Genomic DNA, 20642 nt, shown 5'->3' on the forward strand with positions numbered 1-20642 from the left:
TGGGCTACAGCCAGTCCTCCCCGGCGTTCACCGACTCCCGATTCAGCAAGGCCAGATTCGCTGACTCTCGAGCCGACGCATCCCGATTCAGAGCTCCTGGATCGGACGCACCCTGGTCGAAGGGTCCCTCACTGACGGCGCCCGGATGGCTGACATTGTGGGTGGCGTGCAGCGCGGCGGCGATCACGTCGCGGGGGTCACCGGCGTGACGGAAGGCCTCCCTCTGGTGGTACGCACCGGTCCCGTTGCGCAGAATCTCGCTGATCAGCGCATCCACCTGGCGGTCCTCTCCGTACTCCGAGAGCACCGGTGCGACGGTGTCGAGCAGGTGGGTCACCACTTCCCCGGCCGGAGCTGGCATCGCGGTGAAGGGATCCACCAGCAGAGACTCGATTCCGCAGCGACTGGCCCGCCAGGTCCACGCCCGCAGCACTGCGGTATCCACCGGCAGCGGGGGAACACCGGCGCGCCAATCTCGCGCAGCAGTCTCCACCAGGGCGCGAGTCAGGGTGGCGATCACCGCGGCGTGGCTGGCGAACAGGCAGACATCGGGGACCCGCACCTCCACCGTGGAATGACGTTCGCAGATTCGGGCGTCGAAATAGATCATGCCGTCATCCAGCGGCACCCGGGAGCGCAGCAGGGATTCGCGCTGCCGGTCGTAGGCGTCGATGGACTCGAAGAGATCGGGTGGCCCGGTGTTCGGCCAGCGGCCCCAGGTCTGATAGCGGTAGCTATGGAACGCGGTGTCGCTGTCGTCCCAGAAAGGGGAGTTGCTGCTGAGCGCCAGCAGCGTGGGCAGCCAGACCCGGATCCGGTCCAGCACTGCCACAGCCTCCGCCCGGGAGTGCACCTGCACATGGACGTGCATCCCACCGGTCAGTTGCTGCAGTGCCGTGATGCCCGCCCATCCAGCCATCTGCTGAAACCTCTGGTGCGGGACCAGGTGTGGAGTCACTGCCCCGGGAGCGGTGGCCAGGGCCACCACACGGCCTCCGACGTCGGCGGCACAGGAGTCCGCCCAGGCGCGGCCCGAGCGGATCGTCGCCAGCTGTTGACTCAACGTGGTCTGCGGCGGGTGGACCACCTCAAGCTGTTCCTGCTGCAGCTCTGAGGCCAGTTCATGCCCGGTCTCGGTCCGGACGCCGTGCCGCTCCGCGACCTGCCACCCCAGCGGCAGGAGCTCCAGCTCAGAGTCGTCCACCAGCAGCAGCTCTTCTTCAACGCCAAAGGTTCGCACGGACAGGTCCCTCACCCTCGAGAGTCATTCGGGTACGGCGACGAAACCGGCGGACAGTCACACCCCCGTGCTGACCGCGCCGGTCTTCGCCCCCGCTGATGAGGCGAGCGTACCTGCGAACCTCAACTCGCAGAAGAGTCGAAAGTACTATGGGAAGGTGGTCCTCGCTAAGTCGCAGGTCAGACCCATTCAGCGGCAGAAACCTGCCACTTTTCATGCGTCAGTCTCGGCGTGCGCACCTTGCCGCATGCCCGCCAGAAGGGGCGAGGATCATCCGGTGAAGGTATCCGGGTGACCGCCGCGGCGGCCGTCCTCGCCCTTGTCCAGCGTTGCGATGGCGGTCATGTCCTGATCGCTGAGCTCAAAGCTGTGGATGTCCATGTTCGTCGCGATCCGCTCTGCGGAATTGCTCTTCGGGATCGCGACGACGCCGCGCTGCAGGTGCCAGCGCAGCATCACCTGGGCCGCAGTGACCCCGAGCCGCTGCGCGATCTGGGTGAGCACCGGATCACCGAACTGATCCGTGCGGGCCAACGGGCTCCAGGCCTGCACCACGATTCCGCGCTCCTGGCAGAAGCGGCGGGCGTCGTCGTTGGGGAAGTAGGGGTGCATCTCGATCTGGTTCACCGCCGGGGCCACACCGGAGGCTTCGATGAGGCGCTCCAGCTGGGCGGGCTGGAAGTTCGAGACGCCGACGGCGCGGGCTCGGCCGTCCTCGGCGAGCTCTAACATGGCCTTCCATGTGTCCACATAGTCGATGTCCAGCATCGGCATCGGCCAGTGCATGAGGAACAGGTCCACATAGTCGAAGCCCAGCGTCACCAGCGACTCCGTGAACGTCTCCCGGACGGCGGTGGGCGCGTGATTCCCGTTGTTCAGCTTCGTGGTGAGAAAGACCGCGGCTCGGTCGACCCCGGAGCGCCTGACCGCCTCGCCGACCTCCGCCTCATTGCCATACATCTGCGCCGTGTCCAACAGCCGGTAGCCGGCATGCAGGGCGGACACCATCGCTTCGGTGGTGGCCTTGCCGGTGCCGAAGCCGATCTCTGGCATCTGAGTTCCTGAGTTGAGCTCGATCATGCGGCGATCCTACGCTCTCAGCACGCTGCGGAGGTGGCGCTGGCCTGCACCGAGCCGGGTGAGATGAAGCCCAGAACCGCGGCGAAGCCGGTGAGCACTGCCAGCTGCCCGGGGTCGGATTCCGACTCTGGGACACCCGGCGCAGTGCGTGAACGACTTCTCCTGGAGAGTTCACGGTGCCCCGCTCAGCCGAGGCCGTCCCGGAGCGGCTGGTGGCATCGCTGAGGTCGGTCGTGGCCTCGCCCGCGCCCTCGGACTGGAGCTGAGCGTGGCCGGCAGGGATCTGCAGCGGCGCGGAATAGAAACCGCTCACCGGGGGGTTGCCATGACCATGCGTGCAATGAGCTATTCCAAATACGGCGACCCCCAGACCCTCGAACTGACCGAACTTCCGCTGCCCAAGGTGGCGCCCGGAGCCGTCCTGATCAAGATCGAACGCGCCTCGGTGAACCCGGTGGACTGGAAGCTCATGTCCGGCGGGCTGGATCAGCTCATCGACGTCGTCTTCCCGGTGATCCCCGGCTGGGACGTCTCCGGGGTCATCGAGACCACCGGCCCCGACGTGCCGGAGTTCACCGCCGGTGACCGCGTCGCCGCCTACGCCCGCAAGGACTTCACCCACGGGGGGACCTACGCCGAGTACGTCTCGGTGCCTGCCGCCTCCGTGGCACGGGTCCCCGACGGGGTGGACTTCGACTCCGCCGCCGGACTGCCGCTCGCCGGCCTCACCGCGCTGCGCTCGCTGGAGACCCTCGAGATCACCGCCGAGGACACGCTGCTGATCCATGCCGCCTCCGGCGGGGTGGGCCACCTGGCCGCTCAGCTTGCAGTCGAGCGCGGGGCCACCGTGCTGGGCACCGCGTCGGAGCACAACCACGCGAAGCTGCGCGAACTCGGCGTGACACCGCTGACCTATGGCGAAGGCCTGGCCGACCGGGTCCGCGAAGCCGCGCCCCAGGGCGTCACCGCTGTGGCGGACTTCGTCGGGGAGGTCCTTGACGACACGCTGGCAGTGCTGGCCGACGGTGGCCGGCACATCTCCGTGGCCGACCCCTCCGTCGAGGAGCACGGCGGCCACTGGATCTGGGTCCGCCCTGATGGAGACCGGCTGCGCTCGCTGCTGGAGAAGGTCGCCGCAGACAACCTGCGCGTGGCCGTGGATCGCGTCTTCCCGCTGGCAGAATCCGCCGCGGCCATGGAGGCCAACCAGTCGGGGTCCAACGGCAAGATCCTCATCGATACCACCCGTTGAAGCGCCGACGGTCGGCACCGCGCCTCACGCGTCGTGCCGACCACCAGCCAGCGGGTCTAGCCTGACCACGCGAGGTCTCATCCCAGGGGGAGAGGGCCAACCGGTTCTTCTGTGAGACCAGCTCTGGTCGAAAACCACAGAGAAGAGTTGCGATGAATGACATCCATATTCCAGGCGCGCCACAGGCCGAACCTCCCACGGAGGGCCAGCCGGTCGAGCCGCGCGAGCCGCTTCCGCCCAAGCAGGACCAGCGCGCGGCAGCACCGGTCAGCCCCACGGGCGCCGAAGTGCCGGGCAGTGACACGGGACGCGTGCAGCAGGGCAGGTACCTGACCACCGCGCAGGGAGCCCGCGTCCGCGACACCGACCACTCATTGAAGGCCGGCAGCCGGGGACCGACTCTGTTGCAGGACCACCACCTGCGCGAGAAGATCATGCACTTCGATCACGAGCGGATCCCGGAGCGCGTGGTCCACGCCCGCGGCGCCGCCGCGCACGGCGTCTTCGAGTCCTACGGCACCGCCGGTCACCTGACCTCAGCGAAGTTTCTGGCGGAGAAGGCCACGACCGAAGTGTTCACCCGCTTCTCCACCGTGCTGGGCAGCCGAGGCTCCGCTGACACGGTGCGTGACACCCGTGGCTTCTCCACGAAGTTCTACACCGACGAGGGCAACTATGACCTCGTGGGCAACAACATCCCGGTGTTCTTCATCCAGGACGGGATCAAGTTCCCGGACATCATCCACGCCGGCAAGCCCCACCCGGACCGGGAGATCCCACAGGCGCAGAGCGCGCACGACACCTTCTGGGACTTCGTCTCGCTGCACACCGAGGCGCAGCACCACACCATCTGGAACATGTCCGACCGCGGCATTCCGCGCTCGCTGCGCATGATGGAAGGCTTCGGCGTCCACACCTTCCGGCTGATCAACGCCGCGGGCGAATCTTCGCTGGTGAAGTTCCACTGGAAGCCCAAGCTGGGCGTGCACTCCATCACCTGGGAGGAAGCGCTGATGACCAACGGCGTGGACCCGGACTTCCACCGCCGGGACCTCGCCGACGCCATCGAGGCCGGCGCCTTCCCGGAATGGGAGCTCGGCGTGCAGGTCTTCCCCGACACCGAGGATCAGATGTTCGAAGGCATCGATCTGTTGGACCCCACCAAGTTCATCCCCGAGGAGCTCGCCGAGGTGCAGATGCTCGGCAAGATGACCCTGAACAAGAACCCGCAGAACTACTTCGCGGAGACCGAACAGGTGGCCTTCCACCCGGGACACCTGGTCCCCGGCATCGAGGTCACCAATGACCCGCTGCTGCAGGCCCGCCTGTTCTCCTACCTGGACACCCAGATCACCCGCCTGGGCGGCCCGAACTTCGCGCAGATTCCGATCAACCGGCCCCGCGCGGCGGTCAATGACATGCTCCGCGACGGCTTCCATCAGAGCGCAGACCACGCCGGAGTGGCCCCATACCACCCGAACTCCTTCGACGGCGGCAATCCATACCCGGTCAAGGACATCTCGGCCGAGTCCGGCGTGCCCAGCGCGCTGATCGACTTCCCGGAACCCGTGGCGGCCAGCGTGAAGGTGCGGGAGAACCCGCAGAGCTTCGATGACCACTACACCCAGGTCACGATGTTCTACCGCAGCCTCACCCGCACCGAGCAGCTGCACGTGATCCAGGCGTACACCTTCGAGCTGGCCAAGTGCTACGAGCCTAGGATCAAGGAGCGCCAGCTGCAGCAGCTGACCCACATCGACGCGGACCTCGCCGCCGGAGTGGCCGAGGGCCTCGGCCTTCCGGTGCCCGAGCCGCTCCAGACTCCGGTCGAGCCAGAGGTGCTCAGCCCCACGCTGTCCCAGATCGGCGGCACCTGGCCGATCGAAGGTCGGCTGGTCGGCGTGGTGGTCGATGAGTCCAGCGACATCGACGCGATCCAGAGGATCCGCAGGGCCATCGATGCCCAGGACATGGTCCCGCTGGTGGTCGCCCCCACCGGTGCGCCGCTGTCCGACGGCACCCCGGCCCAGCGGACCTACCTCACCGCACGGTCCATCGAGTTCGATGCGATCGTCTTCCTCACCGCGACCGCCGCCGGCGCCGCCGGGGCCAGCCCGGACACCGACCACAAGCTCGGTGACCCCACCGGTGACCCGCAGGTCGATCCGCGGCTGACGCTGATGGCCGCCGAGGCCTATCGCCACGGCAAGGCAGTGGTGTTCCCCGCGGGCACCCCGTTGCTGGCCGCCAGCGGCGTCTCCCCCACGGCGCCCGGCGTCCTGGTGGGCACACCCGAGAAGCTCACGGACGAGCTCTTCACGCTCATGGGCGCCCACCGCGCCTGGGAGCGCTTCGCCTGAACCCAGCGGGACCAGCTGGGACCAGCTGGTCCCAGCTGGTCGTCCTCAGCGACGGCTGCGCTGCATCAGCCTTTCGGCCCCTCCGTGAGACGTCACCGACCTCTCGCGAAGGGGCCGATCTGTCGTGCCCACCACTGGTGGAACTCCGCGATGTGGTGCTCGCTGGGGACCAGCGCCCCGCCGTCGTCGTAGGCCTTCGAGGACATCGACGGCTGGGTCTGCTCGCAGGCCTCGAAGTCCTGGAGGTTGACCCGGTGGAAGAGCTCCACCGACCGGGAGACGTCCAGCTGCTTCTCCACGACCTCGGGCAGGAACAGCCAGTCGCATTCCACGATGGTCTTCGCCGCTGACACCGGGTACATCCGGTGGAAGATCACGTGATCGGGCACGGTGTTGATGAACACCTGCGGGCGCACGGTGATCGCATAGTACTTGCGGTCCTGGGCTTCTGCGATGGCCGGCAGCGCCGCGACGCCGGCGGAGCCGTCCACGGTGAAGCCCTCGACCTGCGCGCCGAAGGAGGCGCCGTGGATCTCGTCCTGCGCCTGGGAGGCCCAGCCCTGCGCGAACTCCGGGATGACCTCGGTGAGCTCGGGGTGGATGGTGGCGCAGTGGTAGCACTCCATGAAGTTCTCGATGATCAGCTTCCAGTTCGCCGCGACCTCGTAGCGCCGGGTCTGCCCGACCCGAAGCTTCTCGATGCCGTAGTTCTCCAAGCTCTGGACCTCTCCGAAGCGCGTGGAGACCTCCGTCATCACGGTCTCCTCGAACGACGGCGGGGCTGAGCTCCCCGCCGCAGGGCTCACACAGAGCCAGATGTAGCCCAGCCATTCGCGCACGTGGACGGTCTTGAGCCCATGTTCTCCGCGATCGACATCGGGCATCGAGGTCAGGTTCGGGGCGGCGACGAGTTCGCCCTCCAGGGCATAGGTCCAGGCGTGATAGCCGCACTGCAGGGTCTTGGACCTGCCCTCCGCGGTGGTGCAGACCCGCATGCCGCGGTGTCGGCAGACGTTCAGATACGCCTTGATCCCGGCCTTGCGGGTGCGCACCACGATGATCTCCTCCCGGCCCACCGTGACCGTGCGCCACTGTCCGGGGCTTGCCAGGCTGTCTGCGCGGAGCACGGCGTTCCACATCTTCTCGAAGATCTCGGCCTGCTCACGAATGAAGATCTCCGGGTCGGTATAGGCGACCCCGGCGGGGGTCGGTTTCAACGAGGTGCCGGTCAGCGGGGTGTCGAGCTGGTCGATGATCATCGGTTCGTCCTTCGTGAGGGGCTCAGCAGGTCGGGGGTCCACCAGGTCAGGAGGGCCCAGCGGATTCAAGAAGATGCGGGAAGGCTCAGGCAGCCAGGACGGCCGGGCGGATGCGGCGGGACTTGCGCCAGCGCACCACCTCGCGCAGCCGGTTCATGCCCAGGATCCCGATCTCGGTGCCTCCGCGCAGGTAGCTCACCAGCAGGTCGTTTCCTTCGATGCTTCCAGCCAGCACCTGGACCTCGTCGGCGAGCGCGAGCATGCCGGCGGCCTGGATGGTCACGTGATGCTGGTCTGACCAGAGGTAGGGCTCCTGCATGGGGGAGGGGGACCCGCCGAGCAGCGCGGCGGCCAGCGCCTGAGCCTGATCCACGGTCTCCTGCCAGTGCCCCACTGGACGCAGCCCGGTGCGTTGGGCCGACCACAGTGCGCAGTCTCCTGCGGTCCAGACCCCCGGGATCCCGGTGAATCCGGTGTCGTCGGCGAGCACCGCCTGAGTGCCGGGATCCAGGGCGAGGGCGCTGCGACTCAGCCACTCGGTGGCTGGACTCGCGCCGATCGCGCTGATCACGACGTCGGCCGGGATCCCTCGGCCGTCACTGAGCGTGACCACCTGATCCGCCTGCGGATCAGGTGGTGCCCGAGTCACGCCCAGCGCGCGGGCAGCGCCGGTGAAGCGCACGCCGTGCTGCTCATGCAGACTGTGCAGCGCGCGCGCCACCGGCCGACCCAGTCGGCGCAGCCCGGGCAGATCCTCACCGGCGATGACCGTCACGCTGCCGGCCCCGCGGGTGGTGCACGTCGCGGCGGTCTCCAGCGCCAGGAAGCCTCCTCCGATCACCGCAACCCGGGCGCCGGCCAGTGGAGCTGCGCGCAGTGCGGCGGCGTCCTCCACGCTGCGGATCGCATGACCGCTCAGGCGCCGCGCCTCGGCGCCGGTGGCGATCACCACCGCGTCGCCGAGGTAGAAGGTGCCCGAGGCGGTCTGCACCCCCAGCGGCTCCGTGGAGAGCGCGGTCACCGCATCGGATCTGACCCAGCGCGCATCCAGCGGATCGGAGGGGTCATCGAGGTAGAGATCGCACAGATCCGTGGTTCCGCACAGAAAGGCCTTGCTCAGTGCCGGGCGGTCATAGGCCGGATGGGCCTCCGCGCCGAGGATCGTGATCGGACCGGCGTGACCCTGGGCGCGCACCTGGCGCGCCGTGTGATAGCCGGCGAGGCCGGCGCCGATGATGAGCAGGTGACCTTCTTCAGCGAGACTCATGCGACCTCCACCCCCGGAGGCAGCTTCGGCGCCGCCGTGGAGAGCTCCACCAGGACCTCCCCGTCACGGACGGTGACCTGATGGGCCCGCACTCCACGCTTGGCGGGCGGCTGGTCCACCTCTCCGGTGGTCAGCGAGAAGGTGCTCTCATGCAGCGGGCACTCCACGCGGCAGTCCTCCACCCAGCCCGCCGCCAGCGAGGCGTCCTGATGGGTGCAGGTGTCATCCAGGGCGTGGACGGTGCCCTCCTCGGTGAGGAACACGGCGATCGGTGGACTCACGCTGGTGACTCGCAGGCCTTCGCCGGGAACCAGGTCATCGATGGAACAGGCTCGGAAACTCAATTGCCTTCACCGCCACTCAAGGATACTGTTGCATATAGTGCAACAACGTTCGTGATGCACAACAAAAGTATGCAAGGCCGCCCCGAGGGTGCGTCAAGGGTTTGGCCGAAATTGAAGACGAATTCATCGGAGCGAAACGAAGTCCGAACCACACGACATCAGGCCGACAGGAGTCAGGGGTGCTCACATGAGTGAAGTTCAGTCCGTGGATCGCGCGGCGCAGATCCTGCAGCTGCTCAGTGTCGAATCCCCGCTCAGCGTCAGTGAGATCTCCCGGCGCCTGCAGGTCCACCGGTCCACCGCATCCCGGCTGATGGCGACGCTGGAGTCCCATGACCTGGTCGAGCAGGAGGGTCAGCGCGGAGCGTACCGGCTCGGGTTCGGGCTGCTCCGCCTGGCCAGCGCGGTGAGCGCCCGGGTGGACCTCTCCCGCGATGCCCAGGTGTGCTGCGACGCCGCTGCGGCTTCGCTGAACGAGACGGTCAACGTTGCGATCCTCGACGCCGGGTATGCGGTGACCATCACGCAGACGGTGGGGCAGCGGATGGTCGGCGTGGCCCGGCAGTACGTGGGTCAGCGCGCTCCGCTGCATGCCACCTCCACCGGCAAGGTGCTGCTGGCGCATTCCCCGGCCAGCGAGCAGGACCGGGTCCTCGGCGGAGCGTTGGAGGCATTCACCGCCTCCACCATCACTGCGACCGAGGTGCTGGCCGCCGAGCTGACCGCGGTGCGCCAGCGGGGCTGGGCCTCTGCGGTGGCGGAGTGGGAAGAGGGCATCAACGCCTTGGCGGTGCCGGTCCGCGGACCGCAGGGTGGAGTGGTGGCGGCGTTCTCCACCACGGCACCGGCGTTCAGGCTGCCGGAGTCTGCCTTCGTCGAGCATGTGGCGATGCTGCGCGATGCCGCCGGGGAGCTCGAGCATCGACTGGGCTTCCTTCCTCATCCGAACCACCCCTGACGGCACTGCTCCGTTGCGGGGGTCGCGTCCCCGGCGGATCAATTCTGACCGACCCCTTGTCCGGGCCTCGAGGTATCCCTAGGCTGGTGCGTAATACACCATAGTGTTGCGAACTAAGCAACAGTAGGTGGCGGCTGAGGGAGCAGGGACATGGCGCAGCACTCCAGGGGTCCGCGCGTGGTGATCGTGGGCCTCGGCGTCGTCGGCGCGGCGGTGGCCGATGAACTGGTGCTGCGCGGCTGGACCGACGTCACCGTGGTGGAGCAGGGGCCCCTGTTCGAGACCGGCGGCTCGAGTTCACATGCTCCTGGCTTCGTCTTCCAGACCTCCCCGAACCGCGCGATGACGCAGCTGGCTCAGCGCACGCTGAGGAAGCTCGACGGCTTGAGCGTGAACGGGGAGTGGGTCTCCAAGCGGGTGGGCGGCATCGAGCTCGCCACCACCGAGGAGCGGCTGCGCGAGCTGCGCCGCCGACAGGGCTTCGCGCAGTCCTGGGGCGTGCCGGCCCAGCTGATCCCACCGGAGCAGATCGCCGCGCTCTGGCCCGGGCTGGACACCACCGGACTGCTCGGCGGGCTGCACACCCCGACCGACGCCGTGGTGAAGGGTGTGCGCGCGGTGGAGTTCCAGGCCCGGCGAGCCGAGGCCGGGGGAGCCACGCTGCTGCCCTGGACCCGGGTCTCTGCGGTGAACACCTCAGGCTCACAGGTGACCGGAGTCCAGATCTGTCCCGTCGATGTCGAGGGATCCGGCGTCGACACGAGCGAGACCCTGCCCGCCGACGTCGTCCTGCTCTGCGCCGGACTCTGGGGACCGGGGATGGCGCGCGATCAGCTGGGGCTGGAGCTGCCGATGCTGCCTGTGGAGCACGGATTCGGGTTCAGCCTGCCCGTCTCCACCGGGGTCGACGCGGCCACCGAGGTCGTGAAGCCGATGCTGCGGCATCAGGACTGCGCGATGTACCTGCGCGAGTGGGGGGATCGGATCGCCGTGGGCGCCTATGAGCATCGACCGCTGCCGGTGGCCCCGGATCAGATCGCCGCCGCGGAGGACTTCGCGCGCACCGGGATCCACCCGGCCGTGCACCCCTTCACCGCCGAGGACTTCGCCCCCACCTGGGCCGAGGCGCAGCGCCTGCTGCCCCAGCTGGCCAGGGGCGGGGAGGGTGCGGCGGGACTGGACGCCGCGCGCAGCTTCAACGGGATCTTCTCCTTCACCCCCGACGGCGGTCCCCTGCTGGGGCCCGTGCCGGGCACCGCCGGGCTGTGGATGGCCCAATCGGTCTGGGTCACCCAGTCGGCCGGCGTCGGTGAGGTGATGGCGGACTGGATGACCACCGGAGACCCCGGCATCGACACCCACGGTCTGGACCTGGGTCGCTTCGACCCCGCGGTGGTCTCCTCCCGCTGGGCCCAGGAGCAGGGCGAGGAGTCCTACGACGAGGTCTACGACATCATCCACCCCAAGGCCACCACCCTGCGGATGCGCGGGCTGCGCACCTCGGCCTTCCACCCGCGGCAGCAGGAGCTCGGCGCGGTCTTCGAATCCGCCGCCGGCTGGGAGCGGCCGCTGTGGTTCGAGTCCAACCAGGGACTGGGCGAGGCGCGGCTCGGCGACCAGCCGCTCCCGGATCGAGACGCCTGGTCGGGCAGGCACTGGAGCCCGATCGCGGCCCGCGAGGCCCGGCACCTGCGCGAACACGTGGGGCTGGTGGACATGTCCTCGCTGTCGCGGCTGCAGCTGCACAGCACAGGCCACAGCACCACCGACGGTGCTCCACCCAGCACCACCGACGGCACTCAACCCTGCACCGCCGTCGATGCCGACGCTGATCCAGAAGGGCACGGCGCCACCGCCTTCCTGCTGGACCTGCAAGCCCGCGGGCTGCTCAGCCGGCGCCCGAGCAGGACCGTGGGCGGCATCGTCTATGCGTTGCTGCTCGATGAGCGAGGACGTGTGCTCTCCGACATCACCCTGGCCCGGACCGGGCCGCAGAGCTATCACCTGGGCATCAACGGCCCCCTGGACACCGCCTGGCTCCGCGCCCGGATCGCGGAGCATAAGCCGGCCGCAGGGGAGACCCTGCAGCTCACCGATGCCGGCACCGGCGCCTGCGGCCTGGGCCTGTGGGGACCACAGGCGCGCACCGTGCTGCAGAAGCTCGTCGCGGAGGACCTCTCCGATGAGCACTTCAAGTTCTACCGTGCCCGGCAGCTGCGGGTGGCAGGGGTTCCGGTGCTCGCCCTGCGGCTGAGCTACGTCGGGGAGCTCGGCTGGGAGCTCTACGCCCCGGCGGAGTTCGGCAGGTTCCTCTGGGACGCGCTGATGGACGCCGGCCAGGCGCAGCAGATCCGCCCCGTGGGGCGGCGCGCGTTCGAGAGCCTGCGGCTGGAGAAGGGCTTCCGACTCTGGGGAACTGACATGACCCGGGAGCACACCCCCGTCGAGGCCGGGGTGGACTTCGCCGTCACCGGGGAGGCGGCGAAGAAGCTCGCCGCGCTCGGGGCTGATGTGCCGCGGCGCCGTCTGCAGTGTCTGGTGCTGGAAGACCCGGCGCAGGTGCTCCTCGGGCACGAACCGGTCTTCGCCCCCGGCGGGACCGACCCGCTGGGCTATGTCACCAGCGCGGATCAGGGCTATACGGTGGGAGAGTCCATCGCCTACGCCTGGCTGGAGGGTGCGGCCCAGGGTGCGGCACGCAGCATCGGAGATCCGGTGGAGATCGCCTGTTTCGGGGAACGGCTGCCCGCCGTCGTCGCCGCGGAGCCGCGCTTCGATCCGGGCAGCACCAGGATGAGGGGATGAGCATGCAGGGTTCAGCCGACTATGACGTGATCGTGATCGGACTGGGATCCATGGGCGGTGCCGCGGCGAACGCGCTCGCCGAACGGGGCGCCCGGGTGCTGGGACTGGAGACCTACCAGCCGGGGCACGACCAGGGGTCCGCCCACGGCGGGACTCGGATCATCCGACAGTCCTATTTCGAGGACTCCGCCTATGTGCCGCTGCTCTTCAGCTCCTATGCCGGATTCCGCAAGCTGGAAGAGGAGTCCGGACGCGACCTGATGCAGCTCTGCGGGGGCATCTACATCGGGCACCCGGAATCAAAGACCTTCGCCGGCTCGCATGCGGCAGCCCTGGAACACGGGCTCGACCATGAGGTGCTCACCGCCGCCCAGATCCGCGAACGCTTCCCGACCATGGACCCCCACGACGAGGCCATGGGCCTCTATGAGGCCAACGCCGGCTATGTGCGACCAGAAGAGACGGTCCGCGCCAACGCCGAGGTCGCCGCACGCAAGGGCGCCGAGCTGCACTTCGAAGAACCGGTCCGCTGGTGGTCCGCCGACGGAGAGGGCGTCACCGTGCGCACCAGCGCGGGCAGCTACCGGGCCGCGCGGCTGGTGATCACCCCCGGCGCCTGGGCGCCAGAGCTGCTCGCCGGGATGCGGCTTCCGCTGAGCGTGGAGCGGATGGTCTTCCACTGGTTCGCCCCCGACTTCGACGCCGTCCCCTACCCCGCCTGGAGCGAGGAACAGCATCCGGTCTACGTGGAGCAGACGTGTGAGAACCTGCAGATCTACGGGTTCCCGATGACCGACGGACCCGACGGGGGCTTCAAGCTCGGCTTCTTCCGTGAAGGCATCCCCACCACTGCGAACACCATCGATCGCAGCATCTACCCGGCCGAGAACGTGCGCATGCAGGCCCGCGCGCGGGAGCTGTTCCCACACCTGAGCGGGGATGTGGTCCAGGCCAAGACCTGTCTGTACACGGTGACCCCGGACGAGCACTTCGTCATCGGCCTGCATCCTGAGCATCCCCAGGTCTCGGTGGCCTGCGGCTTCTCCGGCCACGGCTTCAAATTCGTGCCGGTGGTCGGAGAGATCCTGGCCGATCTGGCGCTGGACGGGCACACCGCGCACCCCATCGGGCTCTTCGACCCGCAGCGCAGTAGTCTGCAGGGATGAGGACCATCGAACTGCCCGCCGCCGGACGCTCCACCTCCCAGCTGGTGCTGGGACTGATGCGGATCGCGGACAAGACCGACCAACAGGTCCGGGAGCTCTATGACCGTGCCCGAGCGGCCGGGGTGGACTTCCTTGATCATGCCGACATCTATGGGGAGACCCCGCACCAGTGCGAACGCCGTTTCGCCGAGGCGGTCAAGCTCACCAGCGCCGAACGCGACGAGGTGCTGATCCAGTCCAAGGTCGGCATCGTCAAGGACGGCCCCTTCTACGACTTCTCCTATGAGCACATCATCACCGAGGTGGAGGAATCGCTGCGGTCGCTGCAGACCGATCACCTCGACCTCCTGCTCCTGCACCGGCCCGACCCCCTGGTCGAGCCCGCCGAGGTGGCCCGGGCCTTCGACGAGCTCCAGTCCGCCGGGAAGGTGCGCCACTTCGGAGTCTCCAACCACACGGTGGGACAGATCGAGCTGCTCCGCACCGCGGTGACCCAGCCGCTGGTGGTCAACCAGATTCAGCTATCCCTGGTCCACGCCCCGATCCTCACCGAGGGCGCCCAGGCCAACACCCTGGGCCAGACCGGCGCGGTCACCCCGGCCGGGGCCGACATCGTCGAGTACTGCCGCCGGCACGCGATCACGCTCCAGGCATGGTCGCCGTTTCAGTCACCCAGCGGGGTGTTCCTGGACAACCCGGACTACCCCGAGCTCAACACTGTGCTGGAGCGGCTGGCGCAGCAGCACGGGGTCACTCCGACCGGGATCGCCACAGCCTGGCTGACCCGGCACCCCGCCGACATCCAGGTGGTGCTCGGCACCACCCAGGGCAGCCGGGTGGAAGAGGCCGCCGCTGGGTCCGAGATCAGGCTTTCGCGCCGGGAGTGGTACGAGCTGCTGGTCGCGGCCGGGCACCGGCTTCCCTGAGGGCTGGAACCTCTGAGCTTCATCAGCTTCTGAGGACACCGTGTCTCTGCCCGACGCGGGGCGCAGCTCAGGCGCGGTAGCGTCCGGGGCGATGGTTCAGCGCCAGCACCAGGTTCAGCAGCACCGCGCCCAGCGCGGAGTAGAGCACATTCAGCGGGGCGACGACGGTCAGCGCCAGCAGGATGACCACCACGTCCAGGCTCATCTGCACATATCCGGCGCGCAGACCCAGCCGCTCCTGCGCCACGAGGGCCACGATGTTGAACCCGCCCAGGCTCGCCCCGTGGCGGAAGATCGCGAGCAGCCCCATGCCGATCACGATATTGCCCGCCGGCACCCCGTAGAGCGGGTTGAGCTCGGGCAGGGCCAGCATCGGTCCGTGCAGCAGCGCGTAGCCCGAGACGATCGCGACGGCGGCAACGGTCTTGAGCGTGAAGGTCCAGCCCTTCTTCCAGATGGCCAGCGCGAAGAAGGGCACATTCACCAGCAGGAAGAGCCAGGAGAAGTTCAACGGGGTCGCGTAGGTCAGCAGCAGCGCAAGCCCTGCGGTGCCCCCGGTGACCGCCTCGGACTGCTGGAGCACATAGAGGCCCAGGGACGCGAGGAAGGTGCCGATCAGCACGCCGAAGACGTCTTCGGCGGGTGAATGCGGGATGGTTCTCTCCTCTGGCCAGGGAGGAACGTTCTGGGATCCGGACATGAGCGTCAGCCTATAGCGGGTCAACCCCGGTTCAGCGCGGAACAACGGGCTAAGTGAGCACCGTCACGGCGGCCGGGTGGTTGCGTATGGCATTCATCTGTAGGCGCCGCGCAGCATCGGCGGCGTAAGCTGGAGCTCCAAGACTTCAACGGCGAATCGAGGACACCCCCATGGATCCTGTGACACCTGCGCATGCGGCCCGGTACGGCGAGAACGGCGCAGAGGATCTCTCTTATGATCCCGAGTTCTGCGGACGTGTGGTCTGCGCGCGCGACGTCATCCGCGCGCTGCCCATGGTGGTCTTCGAGTTCCTCGCGGACCCCGCGCTGCAGGTCGAGTTCGACGGCAATGACAACCTCGCGAAGGCCGAGGCCGGCCAGCGGGTGCGCGGCGTCGGCGATGTCTTCCGCATGGAGCTCACCAACGGCAAGGTGCGGGAGAACCACGTGGTGGAGTTCCTCGAGGGGCAGCTCATCGCCTGGAAGCCCTCCACCCTGGGTGAGGCGCCAGCCGGTCATCTCTGGCGCTGGTCGCTGGCGGCCACCGAGGACGGTGGCACCGAGGTCACCCACACCTATGACTGGTCCCAGCTGCATGACGAGCAGCGGCTTGCCCGTGCCAGGTCCACGAGCTCCGCGACTCTGGCCCGATCTGTTGCGCGCCTGAAGACCGTGGTGGAGACCTCCGCCTAAGCTTGGGCTCCATGGAGAGCCAGACCGTCACGCAGTTCACCGAGACCGCCACGCAGTTCAGCAAGACCGTGGTCGCCGCCGCCCTGATGCGTCAGCGGCCCGGTCACGACGTCGAGCTCTTCATCGCCCGCAGAACCGCCCCGGAGCCCGTGGCGGGCATGTGGGAGTTTCCCGGCGGCAAGCTCGAGCCCGGTGAGACGCTGCACCAGGGACTGCACCGCGAGCTGAGCGAGGAGCTCGGCGTCGCCGTGGCTCTGCATGCGGAAGTCATCGGCAATGGGCACGGCGCCTACTTCGCCGAGGCCGGCTGGTGGCTGAAGGATACGACGGCGATGCGGCTCTTCCGCGGGGAGGTCCTCGCCGGTGAGCCGTTCCCACTTCAAGACCATGACCGGGTGGACTGGGTCCCGGTCACCGCGCGGCTGCTGGACTACCCGTGGATTCCGGCGGACCGACCGATCGTGGAACAGATCATCAGGGACCGAGACTCCTGAGCAAAAACGTATGACGGGCGTCTGAGCAGGACCTTCGCCGCATCTCGCGTGGGGAGATGCGCGCAGAGGCAGTGAGGAGGGCCCCTGCGCGCATCGCGCTTCCCATCGCGCAAGGCCATTAGAACACCTATTCTACGGCCCGGCAAGCGTCCAGGTTGAAACGTCGAAGTTCTGTTCTATCGACGCTTTCTGTGAGAAATCTGTCAGAACGCAGGTTCGATGCGAACGCGCTGTCCCGAGTTCCGGCCGGCACCCCGACCGGTGTCTCGGGCGCCGTTCCAGACGGTGTTCCAACCGGATCTCCAGCCGGTCCCTGAGCCGGTCCTTCAGGCGGAGCCTCGACCCTCGCGCCGGTCCCTGACCCGCCGGGCCCGCTCCAGCCGGGGGAGCACGCGCAGGGCCAGGATGATCGCCCCGGGCAGGGTGGAGGCCAGCGCCAGCAGGCCATAGCTGATCGAAGCCGTCACACCGAGGTGCGGGGCGAATCCGGCGAGCGAGAATGCCCATGCGGCCGCGGCTTCACGGGGTCCCCAGCCGCCGAATCCCAGCGGGACCGACATTCCGGCGATCGCGACTGCCGCCAGTCCGGGGGCCCAGGCCAGCGGAATCGTGGGGGTCACCACGAGAATCGTCAGCGCGAACAGTGCGGCGAAGGCCGCCCATCCGGTGGCGGAGAGCAGCACCACCTGAATGAGGTCACCACGAGAGAGCGGCTTCAGCCAGCGCCAGGCCACGACGACGGCGGCGGTCGCGACGCCCAACGAGGCGAGCCCCGCGAGCGGCGCCAGCACCAGGAGGGTCAGTCCAGCAGCGATGAACGCCACCGCGGTGCCCATCAGCCGCTCAGCGGCCATGGCCGCGAACGCCCGGCGCAGCGCGCTGCCGCCAGCCTCGACCTCGGCGTCGCTGCTGTCGTCGGCCGCCCGCAGCGCGTCCCCTGCCAGCCCCCCGGGGAGCACCCCGTTGAGGAAGGCCGCCTGCCAGCAGCGTGCGATCGCGGGGCCGACGCCGATGCTGATCCGGTGGTGGCGGGCGATCACGCGCCAGCGCAGGGCCTGGGTGAGCACACCGATCCCGCCGAGCAGCGCCGCGGCGGGGAAGATCCACACCGGGAGCAGCCTGAACGCGTCCATGAACGGGGTCATGCCCCACTGGGCGGCGAGGAAGCCGAAGATGCCCAGCGTGATCGCGACCTGCAGCCCGGCGAAGAGGAAGGTGTGTCCCCTGCGGGCGGTCTGGCTGCGCTGGTCGAGGCTCATCGCGTCACCGGGTGGAGGTGCCTGGCAGACTCAACAGGTCGAGATGTCCCACGCTGACCCGCAGCTCGCCCTGGGACAGCTGCGACTCGCGCGCCGAGAGCCAGTCCTGAGCGACGCCTGCCAGCGACGGGTCATGTTCCACAGCCACAGCGGCGCGATCGCGGAGATACCGCTGGATCAGCGCCGCCTCCGTGGAGTCCAGCGCCCAGTCGGTCGCGATCAGTGTGACCTCTGCGCCGCGATCGCGCAGCAGCTGCGCCACGGTGTGGGCGGCGTCGGGCCCCAGCAGGCCGTCTCGGCGCTGGTGGGCGTCGAAGGCGTCGGTGATGACCGCGTCGCTGGGGTGGCCGGGCTGGATCTCCACGTTCCCGGTCACGGTGAGGCTCAGCAGCGCCGAGACGTGAGCCCCGGCCGCGGGGCCGGCGATCGCGTCGGCGAGCACCTCGGCCTCGCTGGGGCTGAGCAGGTCCAGCAGTGCCGAGCAGGTCACCAGCTGGACCTGCTCGCCACGGGTCAGGCGCGGGAGGTCCTCGATGGTGCCCAGCACCCGGGTGGTCTCACCGGGACCGGCGGCGGAGGGGTCCTCCGCGGCGACCTCGAGGAGATCCGCGTCATGGTCGAGCAGCGTCCAGTGCTGCGCGACGGACAGTCGTGGGGCCAGCCAGGCCTGGTTGGACCCGGTGCCGGCCCCGACGTCGATGACGTGCACGGAGGAGGGTGGCGGCACGGGTGCCGGGGCGGGCACGGAGCCGGCGTCGTCGGTATCTGAACCGGCGGTGTCCGAGCCGGTCGCAGCTGAGCCGGTGGGGATGGGCAGCAGCTCGTCCAGCCGTGCGATCAGCGTCTCGATCAGCGGGGCGGCCTTCTCGCGGGCCTGGTGATCGGCGCGGCGGCGCTGACCCAGCCAATCGGCGGGCACCGGCCGCGTCACCATTCGATCGCCGTTCTGAGATCCTGCGCTGCGTGTGACCATGTCCGAAGTCTAGCCCGGTGCGCCTGCGCGGCGCGGCGCCATTGCTGGCGCAGATGCACATCGCTCGACCAGGCGCGCAGCAGGTCTGACCAGGCGCTGGGGTCGTATGGATCCAGCGCGGCCCCGGGGGTCGGGAGCTCGGACCGAGGCCCCGACGGGTCACCGCACAGGGCGTCCTGCGCACCGGTCCCGGCTCCCACCAGTGCGGGGATCCCGCGGGCGAGCGCCTCGGTGACCACCATCCCGTAGGTCTCGGCCAGGGAGGGAAGCACCAGGAGGTCCGTCTCACCCCACAGGGTCTCCAGCTGCTGCCCGGACACGGGGCCGATCACCGCGGCACGTCCGTCGGGCAGCGCGTCGGCGGCGGCGCGGACCCGCCCCGCATAGCCGGGATCCTGACCTTCCGGCCCGGCGATCACCACGCTCCAGGGCAGTGCGGTGAGCTCTCCGAGGGCCTGCAGCAGACCCAGCGGGTTCTTCCGCGGGGTCACCGCTCCGAGGAAGAGCAGCCGCGCCGGCAGGCTGCCCGCCGCCAGCGCAGCAGGGTCGACCCCGGGCTCCGCCACCGAGACCTGTCCCAGTCCGTAACGAGACTGCAGGTCATCGTGCGCCCACCCGCTGGTGCACACGACGACGTGCGCGGCGCTCACCGCTGCGGCCTCGCCGGCGGCAAGCCGCTGCTGCTCGCCGGGGGTCAGCCCCGACTCGGCCGGCAGCGGCAGATGCACCAGCATCGCGACCCGCGTGCCCGCAGCGGCGGCGACGCGGAGCTCCTCCGGGGCGGCGGAGGCGATGATCCCGTCGATCAGCACCCGCCGGTGCTGCCGCAGGCGCTGCGCCAGGATTCGACGGTCCGCGGGGGCGGGTCGGGGCCAGGCTCCGGGGACTGGGACCTCTTCGACGTCGAGGCCCATAGTCCGCCATTGTGCGAGCACCCGCTGGTTATAGGCCAGCCCGCCGCTGGGTCCGGGAAGGTCGGCGGGCACGATGAACGCGTATCGCGCCATCAGCGCGTCTTCCCGGTGCGGGCGAAGCGTTCCAGGCCGATGGCGTCCCGGGCGAAGGAGAGGACCAGCAGGGTCAGCGCGATCGCGGTCACGGCCGCGGCGAAGGGGACAGGGGTGATCGGCAGCAGCGCGACCCACAGCACCGAGGCCTGGATCGCGGCCACGGTCCGGCGGAACAGGCTGTAGCGCAGCTCCCCGCGCAGCGCCGGGCGGATTCGGGCAGCGGCTGCGAAGAGGTAGCGCATCGCGCCGATCGCCACCGCCCACCAGCCCACGGTGGCCGCCGCGATGAGCGACACCACCAGGAGCGCGGCCGCATCGGCCTCCATGTCCAACCGCGCACCCGAGGCGCTGGAGCTGCGCGTGTGCCGGGCCACCCAGCCATCGACGGCGTCGAGCAGCAGTGCGACACCGATGACCACCGCCAGGACCCAGCTGCGGGCGGGGATCGCCTCGGCGAATATCAGCACCGCCGCGGCGGTGAGCACCCCGATCAGTCCCACGCGGAGCAGGGTCACCCGGTCAGCGGTGGTCACCGCGCGGGGCCGGCGCCGCAGCAATGAGACGGCCGCGACGGCCGGGGCGATGAGCGCGACGGCCATGATCACCACGGCGGTCCCCGCATTCGGAGCGAGAGTCAGGGCCAGCACCAGCGCGACGGCACCGGGGGCGAGGATCAGGACGACGGCGTCCCACGCCACCCGGCCGCGACCGGTGCCTCCCGCAGATGCGCCCGCATCAGGTCCTCCGGCGGCTGAGGACCCAGCTCCAGGCGTCCGGCCCCCGTGTCGATCGGGGCCGCGCCCTGTCTTCTCCATGTCAGATAACCTAGCCGGGATTCGCACCACCGGCAGGGACTC

The 20642-nt window shown here is 69.2% G+C and carries 18 protein-coding genes; 8 read left to right on the forward strand and 10 right to left on the reverse strand.

The features are described 5' to 3' along the window. Positions 1 to 4: 4 nt before the first annotated feature. Positions 5 to 1240, reverse strand: coding sequence for a glutamate--cysteine ligase (locus tag LTI14_RS11825; protein ID WP_241466249.1), 1236 nt, complete (start codon positions 1238 to 1240; stop codon positions 5 to 7). A gap of 270 nt (positions 1241 to 1510) precedes the next feature. Next, complete coding sequence (locus LTI14_RS11830) at positions 1511 to 2320, reverse strand: aldo/keto reductase (protein WP_241471119.1); 810 nt, start codon at positions 2318 to 2320, stop codon at positions 1511 to 1513. 340 nt (positions 2321 to 2660) lie between these two features. Between LTI14_RS11830 and LTI14_RS11835 the strand changes: the two genes are divergently transcribed. After that, positions 2661 to 3572, forward strand: coding sequence for an NADP-dependent oxidoreductase (locus LTI14_RS11835; RefSeq protein ID WP_342357761.1), 912 nt, complete (start codon positions 2661 to 2663; stop codon positions 3570 to 3572). A 152-nt stretch (positions 3573 to 3724) separates the two neighbouring features. After that, complete coding sequence (locus LTI14_RS11840; RefSeq protein ID WP_241476643.1) at positions 3725 to 5932, forward strand: catalase; 2208 nt, start codon at positions 3725 to 3727, stop codon at positions 5930 to 5932. Positions 5933 to 6024: 92 nt separating this feature from the next. On the opposite strand, the gene LTI14_RS11845 is transcribed toward LTI14_RS11840, so the two are convergent. From LTI14_RS11845 to LTI14_RS11855, 3 genes are all read right to left on the reverse strand, one after another. Further along, positions 6025 to 7191, reverse strand: coding sequence for an aromatic ring-hydroxylating oxygenase subunit alpha (locus LTI14_RS11845; protein WP_241476645.1), 1167 nt, complete (start codon positions 7189 to 7191; stop codon positions 6025 to 6027). Between the two features lie 85 nt (positions 7192 to 7276). Continuing rightward, the gene (locus tag LTI14_RS11850) at positions 7277 to 8458 is read right to left on the reverse strand and encodes an NAD(P)/FAD-dependent oxidoreductase (RefSeq protein ID WP_241476647.1); all 1182 of its coding nucleotides are present in this window, start codon (positions 8456 to 8458) and stop codon (positions 7277 to 7279) included. Next, positions 8455 to 8802 carry a bifunctional 3-phenylpropionate/cinnamic acid dioxygenase ferredoxin subunit gene (locus LTI14_RS11855; RefSeq protein ID WP_241466260.1) on the reverse strand — a complete coding sequence of 116 codons (348 nt, stop codon included), beginning with the start codon at positions 8800 to 8802 and terminating at the stop codon, positions 8455 to 8457. Before LTI14_RS11855 ends, LTI14_RS11850 begins: the two co-directional genes overlap by 4 nt. A 187-nt stretch (positions 8803 to 8989) precedes the next feature. On the opposite strand from LTI14_RS11855, the gene LTI14_RS11860 reads away from it, so the two are divergent. From LTI14_RS11860 to LTI14_RS11875, 4 genes are all read left to right on the forward strand, one after another. Then, positions 8990 to 9760: an IclR family transcriptional regulator gene (locus LTI14_RS11860; protein ID WP_241466265.1), complete on the forward strand. Its 771-nt coding sequence runs from the start codon at positions 8990 to 8992 to the stop codon at positions 9758 to 9760. Positions 9761 to 9910: 150 nt separating this feature from the next. Beyond that, positions 9911 to 12565 carry a GcvT family protein gene (locus LTI14_RS11865; RefSeq protein WP_241476649.1) on the forward strand — a complete coding sequence of 885 codons (2655 nt, stop codon included), beginning with the start codon at positions 9911 to 9913 and terminating at the stop codon, positions 12563 to 12565. After that, positions 12562 to 13731 (forward strand): N-methyl-L-tryptophan oxidase, encoded by a 1170-nt coding sequence (gene solA / locus LTI14_RS11870; protein WP_241466267.1) that lies wholly within the window; start codon positions 12562 to 12564, stop codon positions 13729 to 13731. Before LTI14_RS11865 ends, solA begins: the two co-directional genes overlap by 4 nt. After that, on the forward strand, positions 13728 to 14657 hold the full coding sequence (locus tag LTI14_RS11875; protein WP_241466268.1) for an aldo/keto reductase: 930 nt from the start codon (positions 13728 to 13730) through the stop codon (positions 14655 to 14657). Before solA ends, LTI14_RS11875 begins: the two co-directional genes overlap by 4 nt. Before the next feature lie 67 nt (positions 14658 to 14724). On the opposite strand, the gene LTI14_RS11880 is transcribed toward LTI14_RS11875, so the two are convergent. Further along, entirely contained in the window at positions 14725 to 15357 is a 633-nt protein-coding gene (locus LTI14_RS11880) for a YitT family protein (RefSeq protein ID WP_241466269.1), read from the reverse strand. 170 nt (positions 15358 to 15527) lie between these two features. Between LTI14_RS11880 and LTI14_RS11885 the strand changes: the two genes are divergently transcribed. After that, entirely contained in the window at positions 15528 to 16049 is a 522-nt protein-coding gene (locus LTI14_RS11885) for a polyketide cyclase (protein ID WP_446740398.1), read from the forward strand. Positions 16050 to 16060: 11 nt separating this feature from the next. Beyond that, positions 16061 to 16543, forward strand: a complete 483-nt coding sequence (locus tag LTI14_RS11890) for a (deoxy)nucleoside triphosphate pyrophosphohydrolase (protein ID WP_241466270.1) — start codon at positions 16061 to 16063, stop codon at positions 16541 to 16543. A 326-nt stretch (positions 16544 to 16869) separates the two neighbouring features. Here the strand turns inward: LTI14_RS11890 and LTI14_RS11895 are convergent, their stop codons facing one another. From LTI14_RS11895 to LTI14_RS11910, 4 genes are read right to left on the reverse strand one after another with little or no spacing between them, the layout of a single operon-like run. After that, positions 16870 to 17802: a lysylphosphatidylglycerol synthase transmembrane domain-containing protein gene (locus LTI14_RS11895; protein ID WP_241476651.1), complete on the reverse strand. Its 933-nt coding sequence runs from the start codon at positions 17800 to 17802 to the stop codon at positions 16870 to 16872. A gap of 4 nt (positions 17803 to 17806) precedes the next feature. Further along, complete coding sequence (locus LTI14_RS11900) at positions 17807 to 18775, reverse strand: class I SAM-dependent methyltransferase (protein ID WP_241471126.1); 969 nt, start codon at positions 18773 to 18775, stop codon at positions 17807 to 17809. Beyond that, entirely contained in the window at positions 18730 to 19782 is a 1053-nt protein-coding gene (locus LTI14_RS11905) for a glycosyltransferase family 4 protein (protein WP_241471127.1), read from the reverse strand. Before LTI14_RS11905 ends, LTI14_RS11900 begins: the two co-directional genes overlap by 46 nt. Next, positions 19782 to 20600: a CDP-alcohol phosphatidyltransferase family protein gene (locus LTI14_RS11910; RefSeq protein ID WP_241471128.1), complete on the reverse strand. Its 819-nt coding sequence runs from the start codon at positions 20598 to 20600 to the stop codon at positions 19782 to 19784. Before LTI14_RS11910 ends, LTI14_RS11905 begins: the two co-directional genes overlap by 1 nt. Positions 20601 to 20642 lie beyond the last annotated feature (42 nt).

It is taken from the genome of Nesterenkonia sp. YGD6, assembly GCF_022565895.1.
Taxonomy (GTDB): Bacteria; Actinomycetota; Actinomycetes; order Actinomycetales; family Micrococcaceae; genus Nesterenkonia.

Excerpts from the sequence above, each read along its gene's own strand:
- LTI14_RS11830 (WP_241471119.1), bottom strand. The coding sequence starts at position 2,320 with ATGATCGAGCTCAACTCAGGAACTCAGATGCCAGAGATCGGCTTCGGC.
- LTI14_RS11835 (WP_342357761.1), top strand. The coding sequence starts at position 2,661 with ATGAGCTATTCCAAATACGGCGACCCCCAGACCCTCGAACTGACCGAA.
- LTI14_RS11840 (WP_241476643.1), top strand. The coding sequence starts at position 3,725 with ATGAATGACATCCATATTCCAGGCGCGCCACAGGCCGAACCTCCCACG.
- LTI14_RS11845 (WP_241476645.1), bottom strand. The coding sequence starts at position 7,191 with ATGATCATCGACCAGCTCGACACCCCGCTGACCGGCACCTCGTTGAAA.
- LTI14_RS11850 (WP_241476647.1), bottom strand. The coding sequence starts at position 8,458 with ATGAGTCTCGCTGAAGAAGGTCACCTGCTCATCATCGGCGCCGGCCTC.
- LTI14_RS11860 (WP_241466265.1), top strand. The coding sequence starts at position 8,990 with ATGAGTGAAGTTCAGTCCGTGGATCGCGCGGCGCAGATCCTGCAGCTG.
- LTI14_RS11865 (WP_241476649.1), top strand. The coding sequence starts at position 9,911 with ATGGCGCAGCACTCCAGGGGTCCGCGCGTGGTGATCGTGGGCCTCGGC.
- solA (WP_241466267.1), top strand. The coding sequence starts at position 12,562 with ATGAGCATGCAGGGTTCAGCCGACTATGACGTGATCGTGATCGGACTG.
- LTI14_RS11875 (WP_241466268.1), top strand. The coding sequence starts at position 13,728 with ATGAGGACCATCGAACTGCCCGCCGCCGGACGCTCCACCTCCCAGCTG.
- LTI14_RS11880 (WP_241466269.1), bottom strand. The coding sequence starts at position 15,357 with ATGTCCGGATCCCAGAACGTTCCTCCCTGGCCAGAGGAGAGAACCATC.
- LTI14_RS11885 (WP_446740398.1), top strand. The coding sequence starts at position 15,528 with ATGGATCCTGTGACACCTGCGCATGCGGCCCGGTACGGCGAGAACGGC.
- LTI14_RS11890 (WP_241466270.1), top strand. The coding sequence starts at position 16,061 with ATGGAGAGCCAGACCGTCACGCAGTTCACCGAGACCGCCACGCAGTTC.
- LTI14_RS11895 (WP_241476651.1), bottom strand. The coding sequence starts at position 17,802 with ATGAGCCTCGACCAGCGCAGCCAGACCGCCCGCAGGGGACACACCTTC.
- LTI14_RS11900 (WP_241471126.1), bottom strand. The coding sequence starts at position 18,775 with ATGGTCACACGCAGCGCAGGATCTCAGAACGGCGATCGAATGGTGACG.
- LTI14_RS11905 (WP_241471127.1), bottom strand. The coding sequence starts at position 19,782 with ATGGCGCGATACGCGTTCATCGTGCCCGCCGACCTTCCCGGACCCAGC.
- LTI14_RS11910 (WP_241471128.1), bottom strand. The coding sequence starts at position 20,600 with ATGGAGAAGACAGGGCGCGGCCCCGATCGACACGGGGGCCGGACGCCT.